The sequence below is a fragment of the Streptomyces sp. NPDC014889 genome (assembly GCF_043081205.1).
GTDB lineage: Bacteria > Actinomycetota > Actinomycetes > Streptomycetales > Streptomycetaceae > Streptomyces.
Map to the genome: position 1 here is coordinate 18,698 of NZ_JBIBWH010000010.1, position 18,147 is coordinate 36,844.

17 protein-coding genes are annotated in these 18,147 nt (G+C 70.7%); 7 read left to right on the forward strand and 10 right to left on the reverse strand.

The features are described from left to right. Positions 1 to 23: 23 nt before the first annotated feature. Complete coding sequence (locus ACF09J_RS20825; RefSeq protein ID WP_392306937.1) at positions 24 to 1,358, reverse strand: NAD-dependent succinate-semialdehyde dehydrogenase; 1,335 nt, start codon at positions 1,356 to 1,358, stop codon at positions 24 to 26. Positions 1,359 to 1,410: 52 nt separating this feature from the next. Further along, the gene (locus tag ACF09J_RS20830; RefSeq protein WP_392306938.1) at positions 1,411 to 1,656 is read right to left on the reverse strand and encodes a hypothetical protein; all 246 of its coding nucleotides are present in this window, start codon (positions 1,654 to 1,656) and stop codon (positions 1,411 to 1,413) included. A 188-nt stretch (positions 1,657 to 1,844) separates the two neighbouring features. Here ACF09J_RS20830 and hemB point away from each other — a divergent pair, with 188 nt between their 5' ends. After that, positions 1,845 to 2,837 carry a porphobilinogen synthase gene (gene hemB / locus ACF09J_RS20835; RefSeq protein ID WP_392306939.1) on the forward strand — a complete coding sequence of 331 codons (993 nt, stop codon included), beginning with the start codon at positions 1,845 to 1,847 and terminating at the stop codon, positions 2,835 to 2,837. A 128-nt stretch (positions 2,838 to 2,965) separates the two neighbouring features. On the opposite strand, the gene argS is transcribed toward hemB, so the two are convergent. Then, a complete protein-coding gene (argS, locus tag ACF09J_RS20840; protein WP_392306940.1) occupies positions 2,966 to 4,729 on the reverse strand; it encodes an arginine--tRNA ligase in 1,764 nt (587 codons plus the stop codon). Positions 4,730 to 4,960: 231 nt separating this feature from the next. Between argS and lysS the strand changes: the two genes are divergently transcribed. Continuing rightward, positions 4,961 to 6,700 carry a lysine--tRNA ligase gene (gene lysS / locus ACF09J_RS20845; RefSeq protein ID WP_392306941.1) on the forward strand — a complete coding sequence of 580 codons (1,740 nt, stop codon included), beginning with the start codon at positions 4,961 to 4,963 and terminating at the stop codon, positions 6,698 to 6,700. Between the two features lie 87 nt (positions 6,701 to 6,787). Here lysS and ACF09J_RS20850 read toward each other — a convergent pair whose 3' ends face one another. The 3 genes from ACF09J_RS20850 to ACF09J_RS20860 form a co-directional block, all read right to left on the reverse strand. Continuing rightward, positions 6,788 to 8,077, reverse strand: a complete 1,290-nt coding sequence (locus tag ACF09J_RS20850; RefSeq protein ID WP_392307175.1) for a DUF2637 domain-containing protein — start codon at positions 8,075 to 8,077, stop codon at positions 6,788 to 6,790. 130 nt (positions 8,078 to 8,207) lie between these two features. Next, entirely contained in the window at positions 8,208 to 9,071 is an 864-nt protein-coding gene (locus tag ACF09J_RS20855) for a DUF3558 family protein (protein ID WP_392306942.1), read from the reverse strand. A 118-nt stretch (positions 9,072 to 9,189) separates the two neighbouring features. After that, the gene (locus ACF09J_RS20860; RefSeq protein WP_392306943.1) at positions 9,190 to 10,047 is read right to left on the reverse strand and encodes a DUF3558 domain-containing protein; all 858 of its coding nucleotides are present in this window, start codon (positions 10,045 to 10,047) and stop codon (positions 9,190 to 9,192) included. Positions 10,048 to 10,232: 185 nt separating this feature from the next. Here ACF09J_RS20860 and ACF09J_RS20865 point away from each other — a divergent pair, with 185 nt between their 5' ends. Then, positions 10,233 to 11,426, forward strand: a complete 1,194-nt coding sequence (locus tag ACF09J_RS20865) for an RtcB family protein (protein WP_392306944.1) — start codon at positions 10,233 to 10,235, stop codon at positions 11,424 to 11,426. Positions 11,427 to 11,468: 42 nt separating this feature from the next. Here ACF09J_RS20865 and ACF09J_RS20870 read toward each other — a convergent pair whose 3' ends face one another. From ACF09J_RS20870 to ACF09J_RS20885, 4 genes are all read right to left on the reverse strand, one after another. Beyond that, on the reverse strand, positions 11,469 to 12,269 hold the full coding sequence (locus tag ACF09J_RS20870; protein ID WP_392306945.1) for a hypothetical protein: 801 nt from the start codon (positions 12,267 to 12,269) through the stop codon (positions 11,469 to 11,471). Between the two features lie 199 nt (positions 12,270 to 12,468). Next, a complete protein-coding gene (locus tag ACF09J_RS20875) occupies positions 12,469 to 12,621 on the reverse strand; it encodes a hypothetical protein (RefSeq protein ID WP_392306946.1) in 153 nt (50 codons plus the stop codon). After that, the gene (locus ACF09J_RS20880; RefSeq protein ID WP_392306947.1) at positions 12,621 to 13,397 is read right to left on the reverse strand and encodes an SDR family NAD(P)-dependent oxidoreductase; all 777 of its coding nucleotides are present in this window, start codon (positions 13,395 to 13,397) and stop codon (positions 12,621 to 12,623) included. The genes ACF09J_RS20875 and ACF09J_RS20880 overlap by 1 nt, the downstream gene beginning before the upstream one ends. 55 nt (positions 13,398 to 13,452) lie before the next feature. Continuing rightward, positions 13,453 to 13,791, reverse strand: coding sequence for a YnfA family protein (locus tag ACF09J_RS20885; RefSeq protein ID WP_141359526.1), 339 nt, complete (start codon positions 13,789 to 13,791; stop codon positions 13,453 to 13,455). Between the two features lie 167 nt (positions 13,792 to 13,958). On the opposite strand from ACF09J_RS20885, the gene ACF09J_RS20890 reads away from it, so the two are divergent. From ACF09J_RS20890 to ACF09J_RS20905, 4 genes are all read left to right on the forward strand, one after another. Further along, a complete protein-coding gene (locus ACF09J_RS20890; protein ID WP_392306948.1) occupies positions 13,959 to 15,065 on the forward strand; it encodes an LLM class flavin-dependent oxidoreductase in 1,107 nt (368 codons plus the stop codon). A 56-nt stretch (positions 15,066 to 15,121) separates the two neighbouring features. Beyond that, positions 15,122 to 15,754: a CE1759 family FMN reductase gene (locus tag ACF09J_RS20895; protein ID WP_392307176.1), complete on the forward strand. Its 633-nt coding sequence runs from the start codon at positions 15,122 to 15,124 to the stop codon at positions 15,752 to 15,754. 173 nt (positions 15,755 to 15,927) lie between these two features. Beyond that, entirely contained in the window at positions 15,928 to 16,656 is a 729-nt protein-coding gene (locus ACF09J_RS20900) for a response regulator transcription factor (RefSeq protein WP_392306949.1), read from the forward strand. Further along, on the forward strand, positions 16,657 to 18,141 hold the full coding sequence (locus tag ACF09J_RS20905) for an ATP-binding protein (protein WP_392306950.1): 1,485 nt from the start codon (positions 16,657 to 16,659) through the stop codon (positions 18,139 to 18,141). Positions 18,142 to 18,147: the final 6 nt, after the last annotated feature.

The window sequence follows — 18,147 nt, forward strand, 5'->3', positions numbered from 1 at the left end:
GGCCCGGACCCGCTGACGAATCGTTACGCCACGGTACGGATGAGCTTCTTGTTGACGAACTCCTCGATTCCCGGGCGGCCGAGTTCGCGGCCGAAGCCGGAGCGCTTGATGCCGCCGAAGGGCAGTTCGGCGCCCTCCGCGCCGACGCCGTTGACGAAGACCATGCCGGCCTCGATGCGGTCGGCGACGCGCTCGGCCTGCGCGGGGTCGGTGGTGAAGAGATAGGACCCCAGGCCGTAGGGGGTGTCGTTGGCGATGCGCACCGCGTCGTCCTCGTCGGCCGCCCGGAAGACCATCGCGACCGGTCCGAAGAGTTCCTGGCGGGCGGCGGTGTGTTCGGTGGTGAGCCCGGTGAGGACGCCGGCCGGGAAGTAGGCCCCGCGCCGCTCGCCCTCGCTGTGCAGGGTGGCGCCCTGGGCGACCGCCTCGTCGACCTGCCGGGCGAGGTTCTCGGCGGCGGCGACCGACGACAGCGGGGCACCGGTCTCGCCCGCGAGCAGCCGGGCGGTGAACTTCTCGACGAACGCATCGTAGAGGTCCTCGACGACGACGAACCGCTTGGCGGCGTTGCAGGCCTGGCCGGTGTTGTCGAGCCGGGCGGCGACGGCGGCCTCGACGACCGTGTCGAGGTCGTCGGCGGACAGCACGATGAACGGGTCGGAGCCGCCGAGTTCGAGGACGACGCGCTTCAGGTTCCGTCCGGCGATCTCGGCGACGGCGGCACCGGCGCGCTCCGAGCCGGTGAGCGAGACGCCCTGGACCCGCGGGTCGGCGATCACCTCGGCGATCTGCTCGTTGGTGGCGTACACGTTGACGTACGCGCCGGCCGGGAAGCCGGCGTCCGCGAACAGCTTCTCCAGCAGCGCGGCGGTGGCCGGGCACTGGGGGGCGTGCTTGAGGACGACGGTGTTGCCGAGCGCGAGGTTCGGGGCGGCGAAGCGGGCCACCTGGTAGGCCGGGAAGTTCCACGGCATGATGCCGAGCAGGACGCCCACCGGGCTGCGCCGGACGACGGCGCTGCCGGGACCGGAGGTGACGTCGAGCGGCTCGTCGGCGAGGAACTGCTCGGCGTGGTCGGCGTAGTAGTGGTAGATGTCGGCGCAGAAGCCGATCTCGCCCTCGGCCTCCGCGAGCGGCTTGCCCATTTCGCGCACGATGCTCGCGGCCAGTTCGGCCTGGTGCTCGGTGTGCAGATCGCCGAGCCGGTGCAGCAGCGCGGAGCGCTCGGCCACGGAGCTGGTACGGCCCCAGGCGGTGGCCGCGTGGGCGGCGGCGACGGCCGCCTCGATCTCGGCGTCGGTGGCGGTCGCGTAGGTCTCGGCGACTTCGCCGGTGGTCGGGTCGGTGACGGCGTACATCAGGCCTCCGGAAGGTGGTCGGGCGCGGGTCGGCTGTCGGGCTGGGGGCGGCTCAGGGCGTCAGGATCGTTCGGACCCCGGTGTTCGACCTGCGGTCGTCGAAGGCCTCCGCCGTCTCCCGCAGCGGCCGGGTTCTGCCGATCAGGTCGTCCAGCGGCAGCCGGCCCGCCAGACAGAGGCGGGCCAGTCTGGGGATGTCGATCTCCCCGACGCTGGAGCCGTAGTTGCAGCCGAGGATACGTTTCCCTTGGTCGGGGGGGTCGAGCAGGTCGACGGCGACGACGGGGTCGGCAAGCACCGGACGGCCCGAGCAGCAGCCCGAGGCCGGCCGGCACCTTCGCCGAGGCCGAACTCGTACTGGCGCCCGGCGCCCTGAAGACCGCCTGACGCGAGGCCGGGGACGCCGGGACGGCGGCACCGCCGGGCCCGCCCCGGCCGACTCGCCGTCGGCAAAGGCACCAGGACGGCGGGCGTAGCGTAGAGGGCATGACGAAGTACGGATCCTTTCCCGGTACGCGTCCTCGCCGGCTGCGCACCACCCCAGCCATGCGGCGCATGGTCGCCGAGACCCGGCTGCACCCGGCGGACCTCATCCTGCCCGCGTTCGTCCGTGAGGGCGTGAGCGAGCCCGTGCCGATCTCGGCGATGCCCGGCGTGGTCCAACACACGAGCGACAGCCTGAAGAAGGCGGCCGCCGAGGCGGTGGAGGCCGGGATCTCCGGGATCATGCTGTTCGGGGTGCCGGAGGACGGGAAGAAGGACGGCCTCGGGACGGCGGGTACGGACCCGGACGGGATCCTCCAGGTCGCGCTGCGCGATGTGCGCGCCGAGGTCGGGGACGAGCTGCTCGTCATGTCCGACCTGTGCTTGGACGAGTTCACCGACCACGGCCACTGCGGCGTCCTCGACGCCGAGGGGCGGGTCGACAACGACGCCACGCTGGAGCGGTACGCCGAGATGGCCCAGGTCCAGGCCGACGCCGGCGCCCATGTCGTCGGCCCCAGCGGCATGATGGACGGGCAGATCGGCGTCGTCCGGGACGCGCTCGACCAGATCGGGCGGGAGGACGTGGCCGTCCTCGCCTACACCGTCAAGTACTCCTCCGCGTTCTACGGGCCCTTCCGGGAGGCCGTCGGCTCCTCGCTGAAGGGCGACCGCAAGACCTACCAGCAGGACCCGGCGAACCTCCGGGAGTCGCTGCGGGAGCTGGCCCTCGACCTGGAGGAGGGCGCCGACATGGTGATGGTCAAGCCGGCCGGCCCCTACCTCGACATCCTCGCCCGGGTCGCCGACGCCGTGGACGTGCCGGTCGCCGCCTACCAGATCTCCGGCGAGTACTCGATGGTCGAGGCCGCCGCCGAGAAGGGCTGGGTCGACCGCGACCGGGCCATCCTGGAGACCCTGACCGGCATCAAGCGGGCCGGGGCGCGCAACATCCTCACGTACTGGGCCACCGAGGTCGCGCAGAAGCTGCGCTGACCCTCCCCCACCCCGCCGGGCCGCCCTGCCTCCGCACGGGCGGCCCGGCGGCCGTCCGCCGGAACATGCGCGGGCCCCGGCCCGTCGGGTACGGGGCGGGGCCCGCGGCGGACGGACCGGCCGGTCCGTCAGAGGCGCTCGGGCGTCCGGATGCCCAGCAGGGCCATGCCCTGGTGCAGGGTGCGGGCCGTGACGTCGCACAGGAACAGACGGTTCGCCACCTGCTCCGGCGTCTTTGCCTTCAGCACCGGGCACTTGTCGTAGAAGGACGTGTACAGGGACGCCAGCTGGTACAGGTACGCGGCCAGCTTGTGCGGGGCGTACTCCTCGGCGGCCTCCCGCACCGTCTCCGCGAAGGCGTCGGCGTGCAGCCCCAACGCCCGCTCCGCCTGCGTCAGTTCCAGCTCCGGGCGGGCGGCGGGCCGCACCTCCCCGGCCTTGCGGAGGATCGACTGGATCCGCGCGTAGGCGTACTGGAGGTAGACCGACGTGTCGCCGTTCAGCGAGACCATCTGGTCCAGGTCGAACTTGTAGTCCCGGATCGCCGACGTAGACAGGTCCGCGTACTTCACCGCGCCGATGCCCACCTGGGCGCCCCGCTCGGCGATCTCCTCCTCCGAGAGGTCCTGCGCCTTCTCCCGGACGACCGCCGAGGCACGCTCGATCGCCTCGTCGAGCAGGTCGACCAGGCGGACCGTCTCACCCTCACGGGTCTTGAACGGCTTGCCGTCCTTGCCGAGCACCGTGCCGAACGCCAACTGGTACGCCGTCACGTCGTCGTTCAGCCAGCCGGCCCGCCGCGCGGTCTCGAAGACCATCTTGAAGTGCAGGGACTGGCGGGCGTCCACCACGTACAGCAGGGTGTTCGCCTTGAGGTTGAAGACCCTGTCCCGGATCGCCGACAGGTCGGTGGCCGCGTAGCCGTAGCCGCCGTCGGACTTCTGGACGATCAGCGGGACCTGGTTGCCGTCCGGGCCCCTGACGTCGTCGAAGAAGACGCACAGGGCGCCCTCCGAGCGGACCGCCACGCCGGACTCCTCCAGCAGGCGGCAGGTCTCGGCGAGCATGTCGTTGTAGCCGGACTCGCCGACGATGTCCGGGTCCCGGACCTCCATGTCCAGCTTCTCGAAGACCGAGAAGAAGTAGATCTTCGACTCGTCCACGAACTTCTGCCACATGGCGACCGTGTGCGCGTCACCGGCCTGGAGGTCCACCACCCGGCGCCGGGCCCGCGTCTTGAACTCCTCGTCGGAGTCGAACAGCCTGCGCGCGGCCTTGTAGAGGCGGTCGAGGTTCGACATCGCCTCCTCGCCGCTCACCTCGGACGCCCTGTGGTCCAGCTCGTGCGGGTGCTCGTCCAGGTACTGGATGAGCATGCCGAACTGCGTGCCCCAGTCGCCGATGTGGTGCCGGCGGACCACGTTCTCGCCGGTGAACTCGAGGAGCTGGACCACGGAGTCGCCGATCACCGCGGACCGCAGGTGACCGACGTGCATCTCCTTCGCCACGTTCGGCTGGGCGTAGTCGATCACCGTCGTGCCCGGCTGCTCCGCGTACGGCACGCCGAGGCGGCCGTCGGGGTCGGCCGCCCGCGCCGCGAGGTTCTCCGTGATCGCCCGGTCGGTGACCGTGACGTTGAGGAAGCCGGGTCCTGAGACCTCGACGTCCTTGATCACGTCACCGGTGACCACGTGCCCGACGACCTGCGCCGCCAGCTCCCGCGGGTTCCCCTTCGCCTTCTTCGCCAGCGCCAGGATCCCGTTGGCCTGGAAGTCCGCCCGGTCGCTTCGTCGCAGCAGCGGGTCCGCCGCGCCGGTCTCCGGCAGGGTGGCCGAGAGGGCGGACGCGAGGCGCTGGTGGACGGAAGCGGTGAGGGACGTGACCGAGGCCATAGGAAAGGGTGCCGTTCTCCTCGTGGGGATGGATAGACAGGCCCAGTATCCCACGCGGGGTAAAGCGAATTTTCCGGTCGCCCGGCGAACCCCGGGCCGCCCGCGCCCGTCCAACGCGTTGAAAAGGCGTTTTCACGGATGCCGACCCGCCTGGGACAATGGAGCGGTCAGCCGTGCGACCGCAGCGGCTGCCCACGGAGAACCTTCAGAGAAACTTCAGGGAAAGAGGACGTGCCGATCGTGGCTCAGAGCAACGAGACCGCCGACTGGGTCTCCCGTTTCGCGGACGACGTCATCGAGGAGTCGGAGCGTCGGGCCCCGGGCAAACCGGTCGTCGTCGCGTCCGGCCTGTCGCCGTCCGGCCCCATCCACCTGGGCAACCTGCGCGAGGTCATGACCCCGCACCTCGTCGCCGACGAGATCCGCCGCCGGGGCCGTGAGGTACGGCACCTGATCTCCTGGGACGACTACGACCGGTACCGCAAGGTCCCGGCCGGTGTCACCGGCGTCGACGAGTCGTGGGCCGAGCACATCGGCAAGCCGCTGACCTCCGTCCCGGCCCCCAAGGGCTCCGAGCACGCCAACTGGGCCGAGCACTTCAAGGCCGCGATGGTCGCCTCGCTCGCCGAACTGGGCGTGGAGTTCGACGGCATCAGCCAGACCGAGCAGTACACCTCCGGCGTGTACCGCGAGCAGATCCTGCACGCGATGAGGCACCGCGGCGACATCGACGCGATCCTCGCCCAGTACCGCACCAAGCCCAAGGCCGCCAAGAAGCAGCAGAAGCCCGTGGACGAGGCCGAGCTGGAGGCCGAGGAGGGCTCGGGCGCCGCGTCCGAGGACGACGGCAGCTCCGGCTCCGCCGGCTACTTCCCGTACAAGCCGTACTGCGGCAACTGCGAGAAGGACCTCACCACCGTCAGCGCCTACGACGACGACTCCACCGAGCTGACCTACGCCTGCACCGCGTGCGGCTTCTCGGAGACGGTCCGGCTCAGCGAGTTCAACCGCGGCAAGCTGGTTTGGAAGGTCGACTGGCCGATGCGCTGGGCGTACGAGGGCGTGATCTTCGAGCCGAGCGGCGTCGACCACTCCTCGCCGGGCTCCTCGTTCCAGGTCGGCGGGCAGATCGTCGGGATCTTCGGAGGCAAGCAGCCGATCGGCCCGATGTACGCCTTCGTGGGCATCTCCGGCATGGCGAAGATGTCGTCCTCGCGCGGTGGCGTGCCCACCCCGGCCGACGCGCTGAAGATCATGGAGCCGCAGCTCCTGCGGTGGCTGTACGCCCGGCGCAGGCCGAACCAGTCCTTCAAGATCGCCTTCGACCAGGAGATCCAGCGCCTGTACGACGAGTGGGACAAGCTCGCCGCCAAGGTCGCCGACAGCTCGGCCCTGCCCGGTGACGTCGCCGCGTACACGCGGGCCGTCGGCACCGCCGCCGCGGAACTGCCGAGGACGCCGCGCCCGCTGCCGTACCGCACCCTCGCGTCCGTCGCCGACATCACCGCCGGCCACCAGGACCAGGCGCTGCGCATCCTGTCCGAACTCGACCCTGCCAACCCGCTGGGCTCGCTCGACGAGGCCCGCCCGCGGTACGACAGGGCCGAGGCGTGGATCAACTCCCACGTCCCCGCCGACCAGCGCACCATCGTCCGCGAGGAGCCCGACACCGAGCTGCTGAAGTCCCTCGACGAGCCCTCCCAGCAGTCGATCCGGCTGCTGCTCGACGGCCTCGAGGACCACTGGTCGCTCGACGGGCTCACCCACCTCGTCTACGGCGTGCCCAAGGTCCAGGCCGGTTTCTCCGCCGACGCCACGCCCAAGGAGCTGCCGCCGGAGATCAAGACCGCCCAGCGGACCTTCTTCGCGCTGCTTTACCACCTGCTCGTCGGCCGCGACACCGGTCCGCGCCTGCCCACGCTGCTGCTCGCGGTGGGCCAGGAGCGGGTGCGGGCCCTGCTCGGGCAGTAACGGAGACGGCGCAGCGACACGACGAGGGGCCCTCAGCGCGAGGGTCCCTCGTTCGTTTTGCGCGGATCGCGGATCGCGGATCGCGGTTCAGGCGATGTGGTCGTCCTGCAGTTCCGCCGTGTGGCGGTTCGTGAAGCGATTGACCATGCGGTCCGCTTCACGCTGCGGGAGTGTGACGCCGTACGTCGCCTCCACGTCGTCCTTCAGCTGGCCCGAGGTGGGGTAGCTGCCGTCTATCGACTTCTTGAAGACCAGGTAGAAGTCTTCCTCGGTCGGTTCCGGGGCGCCGCCGCCCTCTCCGAGCTCGCGGGTGCGGCCCGGGCCCGAGGGGATGGGGAAGCTGCCGGTCGTCTCCGACGGGGATTCCCCGGGGAAGGGCTGCTGCTCCTCGGGGAACTGGTTCTGGGGAAGCTGTTCCGGCTGGTACTGCTCCTGCTGGTACTGCTCCTGCTCGTACCAGGCCGCGTACTGCTCCTCGGCGTACTGAGGGTCGAAGGGCGGCTCGTAGGTGGGGTCGTAGTCGCCGTGGTACTCGATCTGCTGGGGGTTCCTGGCGTGCAGCCAGGGGTTCGCCTCCGGATCGGGCGCCGGCACCGGCGCGGGTGCGGGTACGGGCTGTTCGGCCTGGGGAGCGGGAGCCAGCTCGGGGCGCTGCTCGCTCTGGGGCGCCGCCGGGGCGGGAGCGGGAGCGGGTGCCGGCAGGAGCGCCGGGAGTTCTATGCCCGCCGCCGCCAGGCCCTCCGGGGCCGTGGCCGACAGCGGGACGCCGTACCGGGCCAGGCGCAGCGGCATCAGGGACTCCACCGGGGCCTTGCGGCGCCAGGCGCGGCCGAAGCGGGAGCGCAACCGGGCCTGGTAGACGAGGCGTTCCTGTTCCAGCTTGATGACCTCGTCGTAGGAGCGCAGCTCCCACAGCTTCATGCGGCGCCACAGCAGGAAGGTGGGCACCGGGGAGAGCAGCCAGCGGGTCAGGCGGACGCCCTCCATGTGCTTGTCCGCCGTGATGTCCGCGATCCGGCCGATCGCGTGCCGGGCCGCCTCCACGGCGACCACGAACAGCACCGGGATCACCGCGTGCATGCCCACGCCCAGCGGGTCCGGCCAGGCGGCGGCGCCGTTGAAGGCGATGGTGGCCAGCGTCAGCAGCCATGCGGTCTGACGCAGCAGCGGGAAGGGGATCCGGATCCAGGTCAGCAGCAGATCCAGGGCGAGCAGCACACAGATGCCCGCGTCGATGCCGATCGGGAACACATAACTGAAGTTCCCGAAGCCCTTCTTGAGGGCGAGTTCACGGACGGCCGCGTACGAACCCGCGAAGCCGATACCGGCGATGATCACGGCGCCCGTGACGACCACGCCGATGAGAACGCGGTGCATCCGGGTCAGCTGTGGCGTGGCCACCCGTAACTCCCTCCCCTTGCGTGTTGTTGCGCGCAACAGGGTGGCACATCTGTGCGAGGGATGCGGTACCGGTCCGGTAGCTCCGCTCCTCCGGGCCGTCCGGGGGTCAGCCCTTGGACGCGGACTTCGACGGCGAGGGGGAAGAGGAGGACGAGGGCGACGAGGTGCTCGGTGCCGTGCCGCCGGACGCGCCGTTCGCCGCCGCCACCGCGGTCACCGCCTCCTTGGCGGCCTTCTGCGCGGCCTTCGCCAGACCGTCGGCGTCCGGGGTCTTGTCACCGGCCAGACCGGCGCCGTTGTAGTCGAGGGTGACGACCACGTTCTCCACCCGTGCCACGACCGTCTGCTGCTTGAAGTCGCCTTCCTTCTTCTTCAGGTCGTAGCGCACCAGCGTGGCCTCGTCGCCCGTCCCGCCCGCCGGCTCCGACTTGACGTTCCGGGCGTCCTCCGCGTGCTGCGCGTCCTGGACCTGCCGCTGGTAGAACTCCTGCGCCTGCTTCTCGCCCGAGCCGCGGGTGGCATCGGACTCGAAACGCAGCAGCGAGACGTGCAGCCAGCGGAACTGAGAGCCCTTCACACCGTTGTTGTCCAGGCTGTTCCAGGCACAGCCGGCCCGTGTGGAGACGTCGCTCGACGCGCTCTCCTTGCCCGACTTCGAGCCCTTCGGGACCAGTTCACCGAGGGTCTTGGCCGACAGCACCTTGCACGCCTGGGGCAGCTTCCCGTACACCGCGGCCTGCACGGTCGGCGACGGGCTCGCGCTCGTGCTCGCGGAGCCCTTCACGTCGCCCGCGGTGGTCTTCCCGGCATCTCCGCCGGAGCCGGAGTCCGAGGAGGAGCAGGCCGCGGCGAGCAGCATCACGGGGACGGCGATCGCGCAGACAAGGGCGCGGCGCGGACGCTTCGCTCGCGGGGTGCGCGGGGCTCGGTCTTCTCGCTGGGCTGCTCGCTGCATGGTTCCTTCACTCATGACGCTCGTGGTTCCTGCGGTCGGATCGGGTCCGAGGGGCCACCGTACGCGGTAGGACAGCCGTACGGTCCCACTTGTCCCACTGCGCGCGGCGGCACCGGGTGCCGCAGCGGAGCCGTCAACCACCCAGCGAATCGGCCAGCCCAGCCGCCAGTTTCCTTGCCTTGTCCTGCATTTCCTTGCTGTCCGGGACGATGGCGACGGTCGCGGGCTGCTCCTCGTAGACGATGGTCACGACCACGTTGGACGTGCGGAACGCCACAGTCACGGTGCGCTGCCTGGCCGTCGAACCGGCACTGCCGAGCGCGTCGTCGATGAACGCCTCGTCGCCGAGGTCGCTCAGGATCCGGGGCTGGAGATCGGCCGGAGTGGCATCGCCGGAGGCGGAGGCGGAGGAGGACGGGGCGTCGGGGGACGACGAGGACGACGGGGACGAAGAGGAGGACGGGGCGCTGCCGGAGTCGGGACCGGAGTCGGAGCCGGACTGGGACTCGGTCGTGGAGGCGGAGTTCTCGGTGGCGGTCGGCTCGGGGAGGTGCGCGGCCTCCCGCTTGCCGGCGAAGACCGACTGCGCCTGGCTGTCGTCGCTGACGGTGTTGTCGTAGGAGACGACGCGCTCGAAGTCGACGTAGAGGTGGTCGGTGGCGTCCGAGGACTCCACCTTCCAGCGGCATCCGACCTTGCGGTCGGTGTCGTACGTCAGCGTCGCCTGGCCCTCGTAGGCCTTGTCCCGCTGGTCCACGTCCATGATCTGCTTGATGCCGGGCAGCAGCGAGTCGAGGGCGCTGTGCCCGACCGCGTGACAGGCCTCCGGAAGCGTCCGGTACCGGCCCGGCTGGGCCGCCGCGGTCGTCGGGTCCGAGCCGCCGGGGTGGGCGTTGTCCGCCCCGCCGTCACTCGACGAACCACCGGTGCAGCCGGCCAGCAGCAGCGCCGCGAGCGCGGCAGCGCCGGGTACGTACGCCTTCCGCAGCACGGTCAGGCTCCTCTCGCTCTCGACGGCCCCGCTTGTTATTCGCTTGCCGGGCGGGGGCGCTCTCCGGAGACAATGTGTATCGCACGCACTGCCGTGGACGCCGGTCCGATGCCCTGTTTCCTAGACCTTGGCGCCGGTATTGCGTTTCCGTACTTCCATGCTGTTTTCCGGGGGATGAGGGCGATATGTCGTATGTGGAGATGCCGGGCGCGAAGGTCCCGATCCGCATGTGGACCGACCCGGCGACGGTCGAGGACGTGGCGATGCGACAGCTCCACAACGTCGCGACCCTCCCCTGGATCAAGGGCCTCGCCGTCATGCCGGACGTGCACTACGGCAAGGGCGCGACGGTCGGCTCGGTCATCGCGATGCGGGGCGCGGTCTGCCCGGCGGCGGTGGGCGTGGACATCGGCTGCGGTATGTCGGCGGTCAGGACGTCACTGACGGCGAACGACCTCCCCGGCGACCTGTCCCGCCTCCGCTCGAAGATCGAGCAGGCGATCCCGGTGGGCCGGGGCATGCACGACGACCCCGTCAACCCGAACCACTTCCACGGCCTGCCCACCGCGGGCTGGGACGGGTTCTGGGGGCGGTTCGACGGGGTGGCGGAGGCGGTGCGCTTCCGCGAGGAGCGGGCCCTGAGGCAGATGGGCACCCTGGGCAGCGGCAACCACCATCTGGAGGTGTCGGTCGATTCGGAGAACGCGGTCTGGCTGACCCTGCACTCCGGTTCGCGCAACATCGGCAAGGAACTTGCCGAGCACCACATCGGTGTTGCCCAGAAACTTCCGCACAACCAGGGCCTCGTCGACCGTGACCTCGCCGTCTTCGTGTCGGACACCCCGCAGATGGCCGCGTACCGGCACGACCTCTACTGGGCTCAGGAGTACGCGAAACACAACCGCTCGATCATGATGGCTCTGCTCAAAGACGTGATCCGTAAGGAGTTCAAGAAGGCGAAGCCGACCTTCGAGATGGAGGTCAGCTGTCACCACAACTACGTGGCCGAGGAGCGTTACGAGGGGATGGACCTCCTGGTCACCCGCAAGGGTGCGATCAGGGCGGGGGCCGGCGATCTCGGCATCATCCCGGGCTCCATGGGAACAGCCACGTACATCGTGAAAGGGCTCGGCAACGAGAAGGCGTTCAACTCGGCGTCCCACGGCGCCGGCCGCCGCATGAGCCGCAACGCCGCCAAGCGCCGCTTCTCCACGCGGGATCTGGAGGAGCAGACGCAGGGGGTGGAGTGCCGCAAGGACTCCGGCGTCGTGGATGAGATCCCGGGCGCCTACAAGCCGATCGAGCAGGTCATGGATCAGCAAAGGGACCTCGTGGAGGTCGTCGCGAAGCTGAAGCAGGTCGTCTGCGTGAAGGGCTGACGCCCCGGCCCCCGACTGGCACCGGGGGCCGTGTTCAGCTCGCTACTGACCGCCCGGCATGGGCACTCGGCCGGTGCGTAGACGCCAGAGGCGGATGCAGCAGCTCTTCTCGGTGCGGCCCAGCCCCCCGGCGGCCGCGGCGGCGTTGTCCAGCCGCAGCAGTACGTGGTCCTCCCGTGCGACCCATCGCCGGCGTTCCGGCGCGACCCTCATGTCGGCGGGCCTGACCCACGCGCTCAGGGAGTCGGCTGCGGTCTTCTTGCGCTGCAGCGCAAGACAGCCTTCGTAATAGAGGTCGGCCGCCAGCCTCTGGGCGTTCTCCTTCGTGTACAGGACGTTGTAGACGCCGTCCCGCGCGTTGCGCCTCAGGGTGCGCCCCGCTCCGGTGACCTGCTGGGCATAGGCACACAGATAGGCGCCGATCGCCGTGCTCGCCGTGGTCAGGGCAATGAAGGGATAACCCTGCTTGGTGTATCCCACTGACCCATCGGCGTCGATGACTCCCCGGAGGTAGTCGCGTTCCGAGAACGGAGCGCTCGGTGGAGATACGGTCTTCGACTTGCGGCCGTAGGGCAGGCCGAGTTCCTTGAGCTTGGTCCTGGCCTCCAGCGAACACAGGGTCCAGATGGCAGATCGGTGAGTTTCGGCGAAGTTCGTCGACCGAGTGCGTTCGGCGATCCTGCTGTAGTACGGCGTCAGTTTCCGAAAGGTGTGAAGCAGGTCGGCGTCTCGAGCATTGATCTCGACGGACAGCCATCCTTTCTGCCCCACTCCTTGGTGCAGATGCCCGTCCGCCTGTAAGAAACCGAACACGTAGGCGTACTTGGGGACCGTGAGGTCCATGAACCGGTGAGCGTCAGGCTCGCAGTCAGCCACAGGGAAGCCTCTACTTCCTTATTGGACAGGTCCTCGACCCCGGATGCCCATCCCGGTCGAGGACCGTCGTCCGAGGGTGTGGCGCGAGCCTAGAGTGACTGTTCGCCTGCCGTTCGGGTGATCGGCGAGTTTCGCTCCTGTGGGTTAACCGAGCCCTGGGCTTCGGTCACTTCGCGTGGCGGACCGCGTAGATCATGACGAAGGCGACCACGTGGATGCCGAAGAGGAAGTAGCCGAGGTAGTACCAGACGTAGCGTTCGCGCTTCTTCTCCAGGGCGAGGCGGGCGCGTTCCTCTTCCCGGTCGGGGGAGTCGGTCATCACTGCTCCCGGTGGACCTTGGTGTTGGACGCCTGGGCGCGGGGGCGGACGACGAGGAGGTCGATGTTGACGTGGCTGGGGCGGGTGACCGCCCAGGTGATGGTGTCGGCCACGTCGTCGGCCGTCAGGGGCTCGGCCACACCGGCGTAGACCTTGTCGGCCTTCTCCCGGTCGCCGCCGAAGCGGGTGAGGGCGAACTCCTCCGTCCTGACCATGCCGGGGGCGACCTCGATCACGCGGACCGGCCTGCCGACGATCTCCAGGCGGAGGGTCTCGGCGAGGACGTGGGCGCCGTGCTTGGCGGCGACGTAGCCTCCGCCGCCCTCGTAGGTGCCGTGGCCCGCGGTGGAGGAGACCACGACCACCGTGCCGTCGCCGCCGGCCTCCAGCTTGGGCAGCAGGGCCTGGGTGAGGTTGAGGGTGCCGAGGACGTTCGTCTCGTACATCGTGCGCCAGTCGGCCGGGTCGCCGGTGGCGACGGGATCGGCGCCCAGCGCCCCGCCCGCGTTGTTGACCAGGACGCCGACGGCCTTGAAGGCCGTGGCGAACTCGTCCACGGCCGCGCGGTCGGTGACGTCGAGCTGGTAGGCGGTGGCGGAGTGGCCCGCCGCCTCGATCTCCTCGGCCAGTGCCTCGATCCGGTCCTTGCGGCGGGCGGTCAGGACGACCCGGTAGCCGGCGGCCGCGAGCTGCCGGGCCGTGGCGGCGCCGATACCGCTGCTCGCACCGGTCACGACGGCGATGCGGGAGGCGGCGGACGGGGCGGCGGTGGCCATGGGCTGCTCCTCGGGGCGGAGGGGTGGTGCGTGCGCCGTCCAGCCTAGGCGAACGTCAGCCGCCGTTCCGTGGCGCCCACATGATCACGGCCATGCCCGCCAGGCAGACCAGTACGCCGGTCACGTCCCAGCGGTCGGGCCGGTAACCGTCGGCGGCCATGCCCCACAGGATCGAGCCCGCGACGAAGATCCCGCCGTAGGCGGCGAGGACGCGGCCGAAGTGGGCGTCGGGCTGGAAGGTGGCGACGAAGCCGTACGCGCCGAGCGCGAGGACGCCGCCGGCGGCCCACATCCAGCCGCGGTGCTCGCGCACGCCCTGCCAGACCAGCCAGGCGCCGCCGATCTCGAACAGCGCGGCGACGACGAAGAGGGCGGCGGAACGGAGGATCAGCATGGGGGCAGCCTCGCACGGAGCCTCCGCGCGGACGAGGGCGGTCCGGGCCGCCGCCTTCCTCCCGGTCGCGGTCCGCGGGTCGTGTCCGGGCCGGGCGGAATACTTCCGGGACGGGGGCCGTTGGGCGGGTATAGTTGAACCGTCAACAACTTGGAGGGTGAGTGACCATGCAGTTCGGGATCTTCAGCGTCGGCGACGTCACGCCGGACCCCACCACGGGGCGTACGCCGACCGAGCGCGAGCGGATCAAGGCCATGGTCGCCATCGCGCTGAAGGCCGAGGAGGCCGGCCTGGACGTCTTCGCGACCGGCGAGCACCACAACCCGCCGTTCGTGCCGTCGTCCCCGACCACCATGCTCGGCTACATAGCCGCGCGGACGGAGCGGCTGATCCTGTCCACCTCCACCACGCTGATCACCACCAACGACCCGGTGAAGATCGCGGAGGACTTCGCGATGCTCCAGCACCTGGCCGACGGCCGGGTGGACCTGATGATGGGCCGCGGCAACACCGGCCCGGTCTACCCCTGGTTCGGACAGGACATCCGCCAGGGCATCAACCTCGCCATCGAGAACTACGCCCTGCTGCACCGCCTGTGGCGCGAGGACGTCGTCGACTGGGAGGGCAAGTTCCGCACGCCGTTGCAGGGCTTCACCTCCACGCCCCGCCCGCTGGACGGCGTACCGCCGTTCGTCTGGCACGGCTCCATCCGCTCCCCGGAGATCGCCGAGCAGGCCGCGTACTACGGCGACGGCTTCTTCCACAACAACATCTTCTGGCCGGCCGACCACACCAAGCGGATGGTCGAGCTGTACCGGGCCCGGTACGCCCACTACGGGCACGGCACGCCCGAGCAGGCGATCGTCGGGCTCGGCGGCCAGGTGTTCATGCGGAGGAACTCCCAGGACGCGGTGCGCGAGTTCCGCCCCTACTTCGACAACGCGCCGGTCTACGGCCACGGGCCCTCCCTGGAGGACTTCACCGCCCAGACCCCGCTGACCGTCGGCAGCCCGCAGCAGGTCATCGAGAAGACACTGTCCTTCCGCGAGTACGCCGGCGACTACCAGCGCCAGCTGTTCCTGATGGACCACGCGGGCCTGCCCCTGAAGACCGTGCTGGAGCAGATCGACCTGCTCGGCGAGGAGGTCGTGCCGGTGCTGCGCGAGGAGTTCGCCAAGGGCCGCCCGGCGGACGTGCCGGACGCGCCGAACCACGGCTCCCTGCTGGCCGCGAGCCGCTCCGGGAACAACGAGGAAGAGGTGAGCACCGCATGAACGAGCACCCCGCGACCGAGCACCCCGCGAACGGCCACCGCACGAACGGCCACCGTATGAAGCTCGTCGTCGTCTCGGCGGGGCTGAGCGTCCCGTCCTCCACGCGGCTGCTGGCCGACCGGCTGGCGGCCGCGACCGACGGGCACGCCGCGGTGGACGTGCGCGTGATCGAACTGCGGGACCTGGCCGTGGAGATCGCGCACAACTTCACGGGCGGCTTCCCCGGCCCCGCCCTGGCGGACGCGCTGGACGCGGTCGCGGAGGCGGACGGGCTGATCGTCGTCACACCGGTGTTCTCCGCCTCCTACAGCGGTCTGTTCAAGTCCTTCTTCGACGTGCTCGGCGTACGGGACGAGAACGCGCTGGCCGGCAAGCCGGTGCTGATCGCCGCGACCGGTGGTACCGCCCGGCACTCCCTGGTCCTCGACCACGCGCTGCGCCCGCTCTTCGCGTACCTGAAGGGCGTCGTCGTCCCCACCGGCGTCTACGCCGCCTCGGAGGACTGGGGTGCCGAGGGCCTGCCCGAGCGGATCGGGCGGGCGGCGAAGGAACTGGCGGCGCTGATGACGGGGCTGTCGGCGGGGCGGCGGCCGGACCGGGCCGCCGTGCCGGAGCAGGCCGCGCCCGCGCGGGCCGGCGGTTTCACGGTGGTGCCGTTCGAGGAGCAGCTGGCGGCGCTGCGCAGGTGAGGTGACGCGTGTCCGCTGCTCGCGAGGGCAGCGGCCCGACGGCCGCCGCCGACGGTGAGAGGACGGTAGGCGGCCCGTCGCGTTGCCCCCGAGTCGGTGAGAGGCGGGTAAAAAGGGTGATCGTAGGCCCATTCGTCTCGGTCGCGGGCCTGTGGCCTTGGCAGACTGGACGCGTGCCTCAGACTGTGCTCCTCGCCGAAGACGACCGTGCCATCCGTCACGCCCTGGAGCGTGCCCTGACGCTGGAGGGCTACGACGTGACGGCGGTCGCCGACGGCGTCGAGGCGCTCGCCCACGCCCACAAGAGCCCGCCGGACATCCTCCTCCTCGACGTGATGATGCCGGGCATCGACGGACTCCAGGTCTGCCGGGTGCTGCGCGCCGAGGGCGACCGCACCCCGATCCTCATGCTCACCGCCCTGGTCGAGACCGCCGACCGGATCGCCGGACTGGACGCCGGCGCCGACGACTACGTCGTCAAGCCGTTCGACGTCGAGGAGGTCTTCGCCCGGCTGCGCGCCCTGCTGCGTCGCACCAGCCCGGTCGGTGTCGGCGCGGGCGGCGCGGGGGACGTACCGGCGAAGGAGCCGCAGGTGCCCGAGCGGCAGATCGAGGCGGCCGGGATCCGCATGGACCTCCAGGCCCGCCGGGTGTGGCGGGGCACGCGCGAGCTGGAGCTGACCCGCACCGAGTTCGAACTGCTCGAACTGCTCGTCCGCAACGCCGGGATCGTGCTGGACCACTCCACCATCTACGACCGGATCTGGGGCTACGACTTCGGCCCCGGCTCCAAGAACCTCGCCGTCTACGTCGGCTACCTGCGCCGCAAGCTCGACGAGCCGGACGCGCCGCAGCTCATCCACACCGTCCGAGGCGTGGGCTACGTGCTCCGGGAGGACTGAGTGGGCCGCCTCGCGCGGCTGCTGGACAGACCGCGGCCGCGGCTGTCGTCGCTGCGGACCACGTTCGCGGTGTCGTTCGCCGTGGTGACCGCCGCCGTCACCGTCCTCGTCGGCATCCTGTCGTACAACTCCGCCGCCCGGCTGGTGCGGGTGGACCAGCAGTCCGTGTTCACGCAGGTCGTGCAGGACGTACGGGACGAGGTGCGGCGCTACCATCTCATGCCCGCGGACTTCACCTCCTCCCGCCCCGGGCACGAACTGGTCCGGCCCAACCGCACCAACGTGCAGGTGCTCGGCGCCCACGGCGAGATCGTCGACCACGGCGCTCCGCCGTTGCCGGTGACCGCCGGGGACAAGTCCGTCGCCGCCGCCGCGACGGCCGGCAGGACGGTCGAGTACAAGGACGTGCAGGTCGAGGGCGACGTGTACCGGATCGCGACCGTCGCCCTCGGCAGCGGCCACGGCGCCGTGCAGGTCGCCCAGGAGTTCAGCGACACCGAGGACCTGCTGCACGCGCTCCAGCAGCGCACGCTGATCCTGATGGTCGCCGTGGTGGTCGCCGCCGGCCTGTGCGGCTGGTGGCTGGCCCGCCGCATCACACGCCGGCTGGTGATCCTCACCTCCGCCGCCGAGGGCGTCGCCCGCACCCGGCGGCTCGGCGTCGAGGTGCCCGTCACCGGCTACGACGAGGTGGGCCGCCTCGGCCGCTCCTTCGACCGCATGCTGGGCCGGCTCGCCCAGTCCGAGGAGGACCAGCGCCGCCTGGTCCAGGACGCGGGCCACGAACTGCGGACGCCGCTGACCTCCCTGCGCACCAACATCTCCCTGCTGCGCCGCATCGACGAACTGCCGCCCGCCACCCGCGAGGAACTGGTCGCCGACCTGACCCAGGAGGCCCGTGAGCTGACCGACCTGGTCAACGAACTCGTCGACCTCGCGGCCGGTCAGTCCGACACGGAGCCCGTGCAGCGGGTCGACGTCGCCGACATCGCCTGGGACGTCGCGGGACTCGCGCGCCGGCGCAGCGGACGCGACATCGTGGTCCGATCCAGCGGCGACACCACGATCCAGGGCCGGCCGGGCATGCTCCAGCGGGCCATCTCCAACCTCGTGGAGAACGCGACCAAGTTCGACCGCGAGGGCAAGGCGCCCATCGAGATCGCCGTCGCCGGGCCCGCCCGGCCTGGCATGGTCCGCGTCGAGGTCCTCGACCGCGGGCCCGGTATCGCCGCGGGCGATCTGATACGCGTCTTCGACCGCTTCTACCGCGCCGCCGACGCCCGTTCCCTGCCCGGCTCCGGCCTCGGCCTGTCCATCGTCCGGGAAGTGGCCCTGGCCCACGGCGGCGCGCCGTTCGCCTTCCGGCGCGAGGGCGGCGGATCGGTGATCGGGTTCACGGCGGGCGCGGAACGGGGTCACCGGGACCGGGGCGGACCGGCGGCCGGATCCCATGGTCCGGGCCGGGACAGGGGCCGCGGGGTCTGAAGCGGG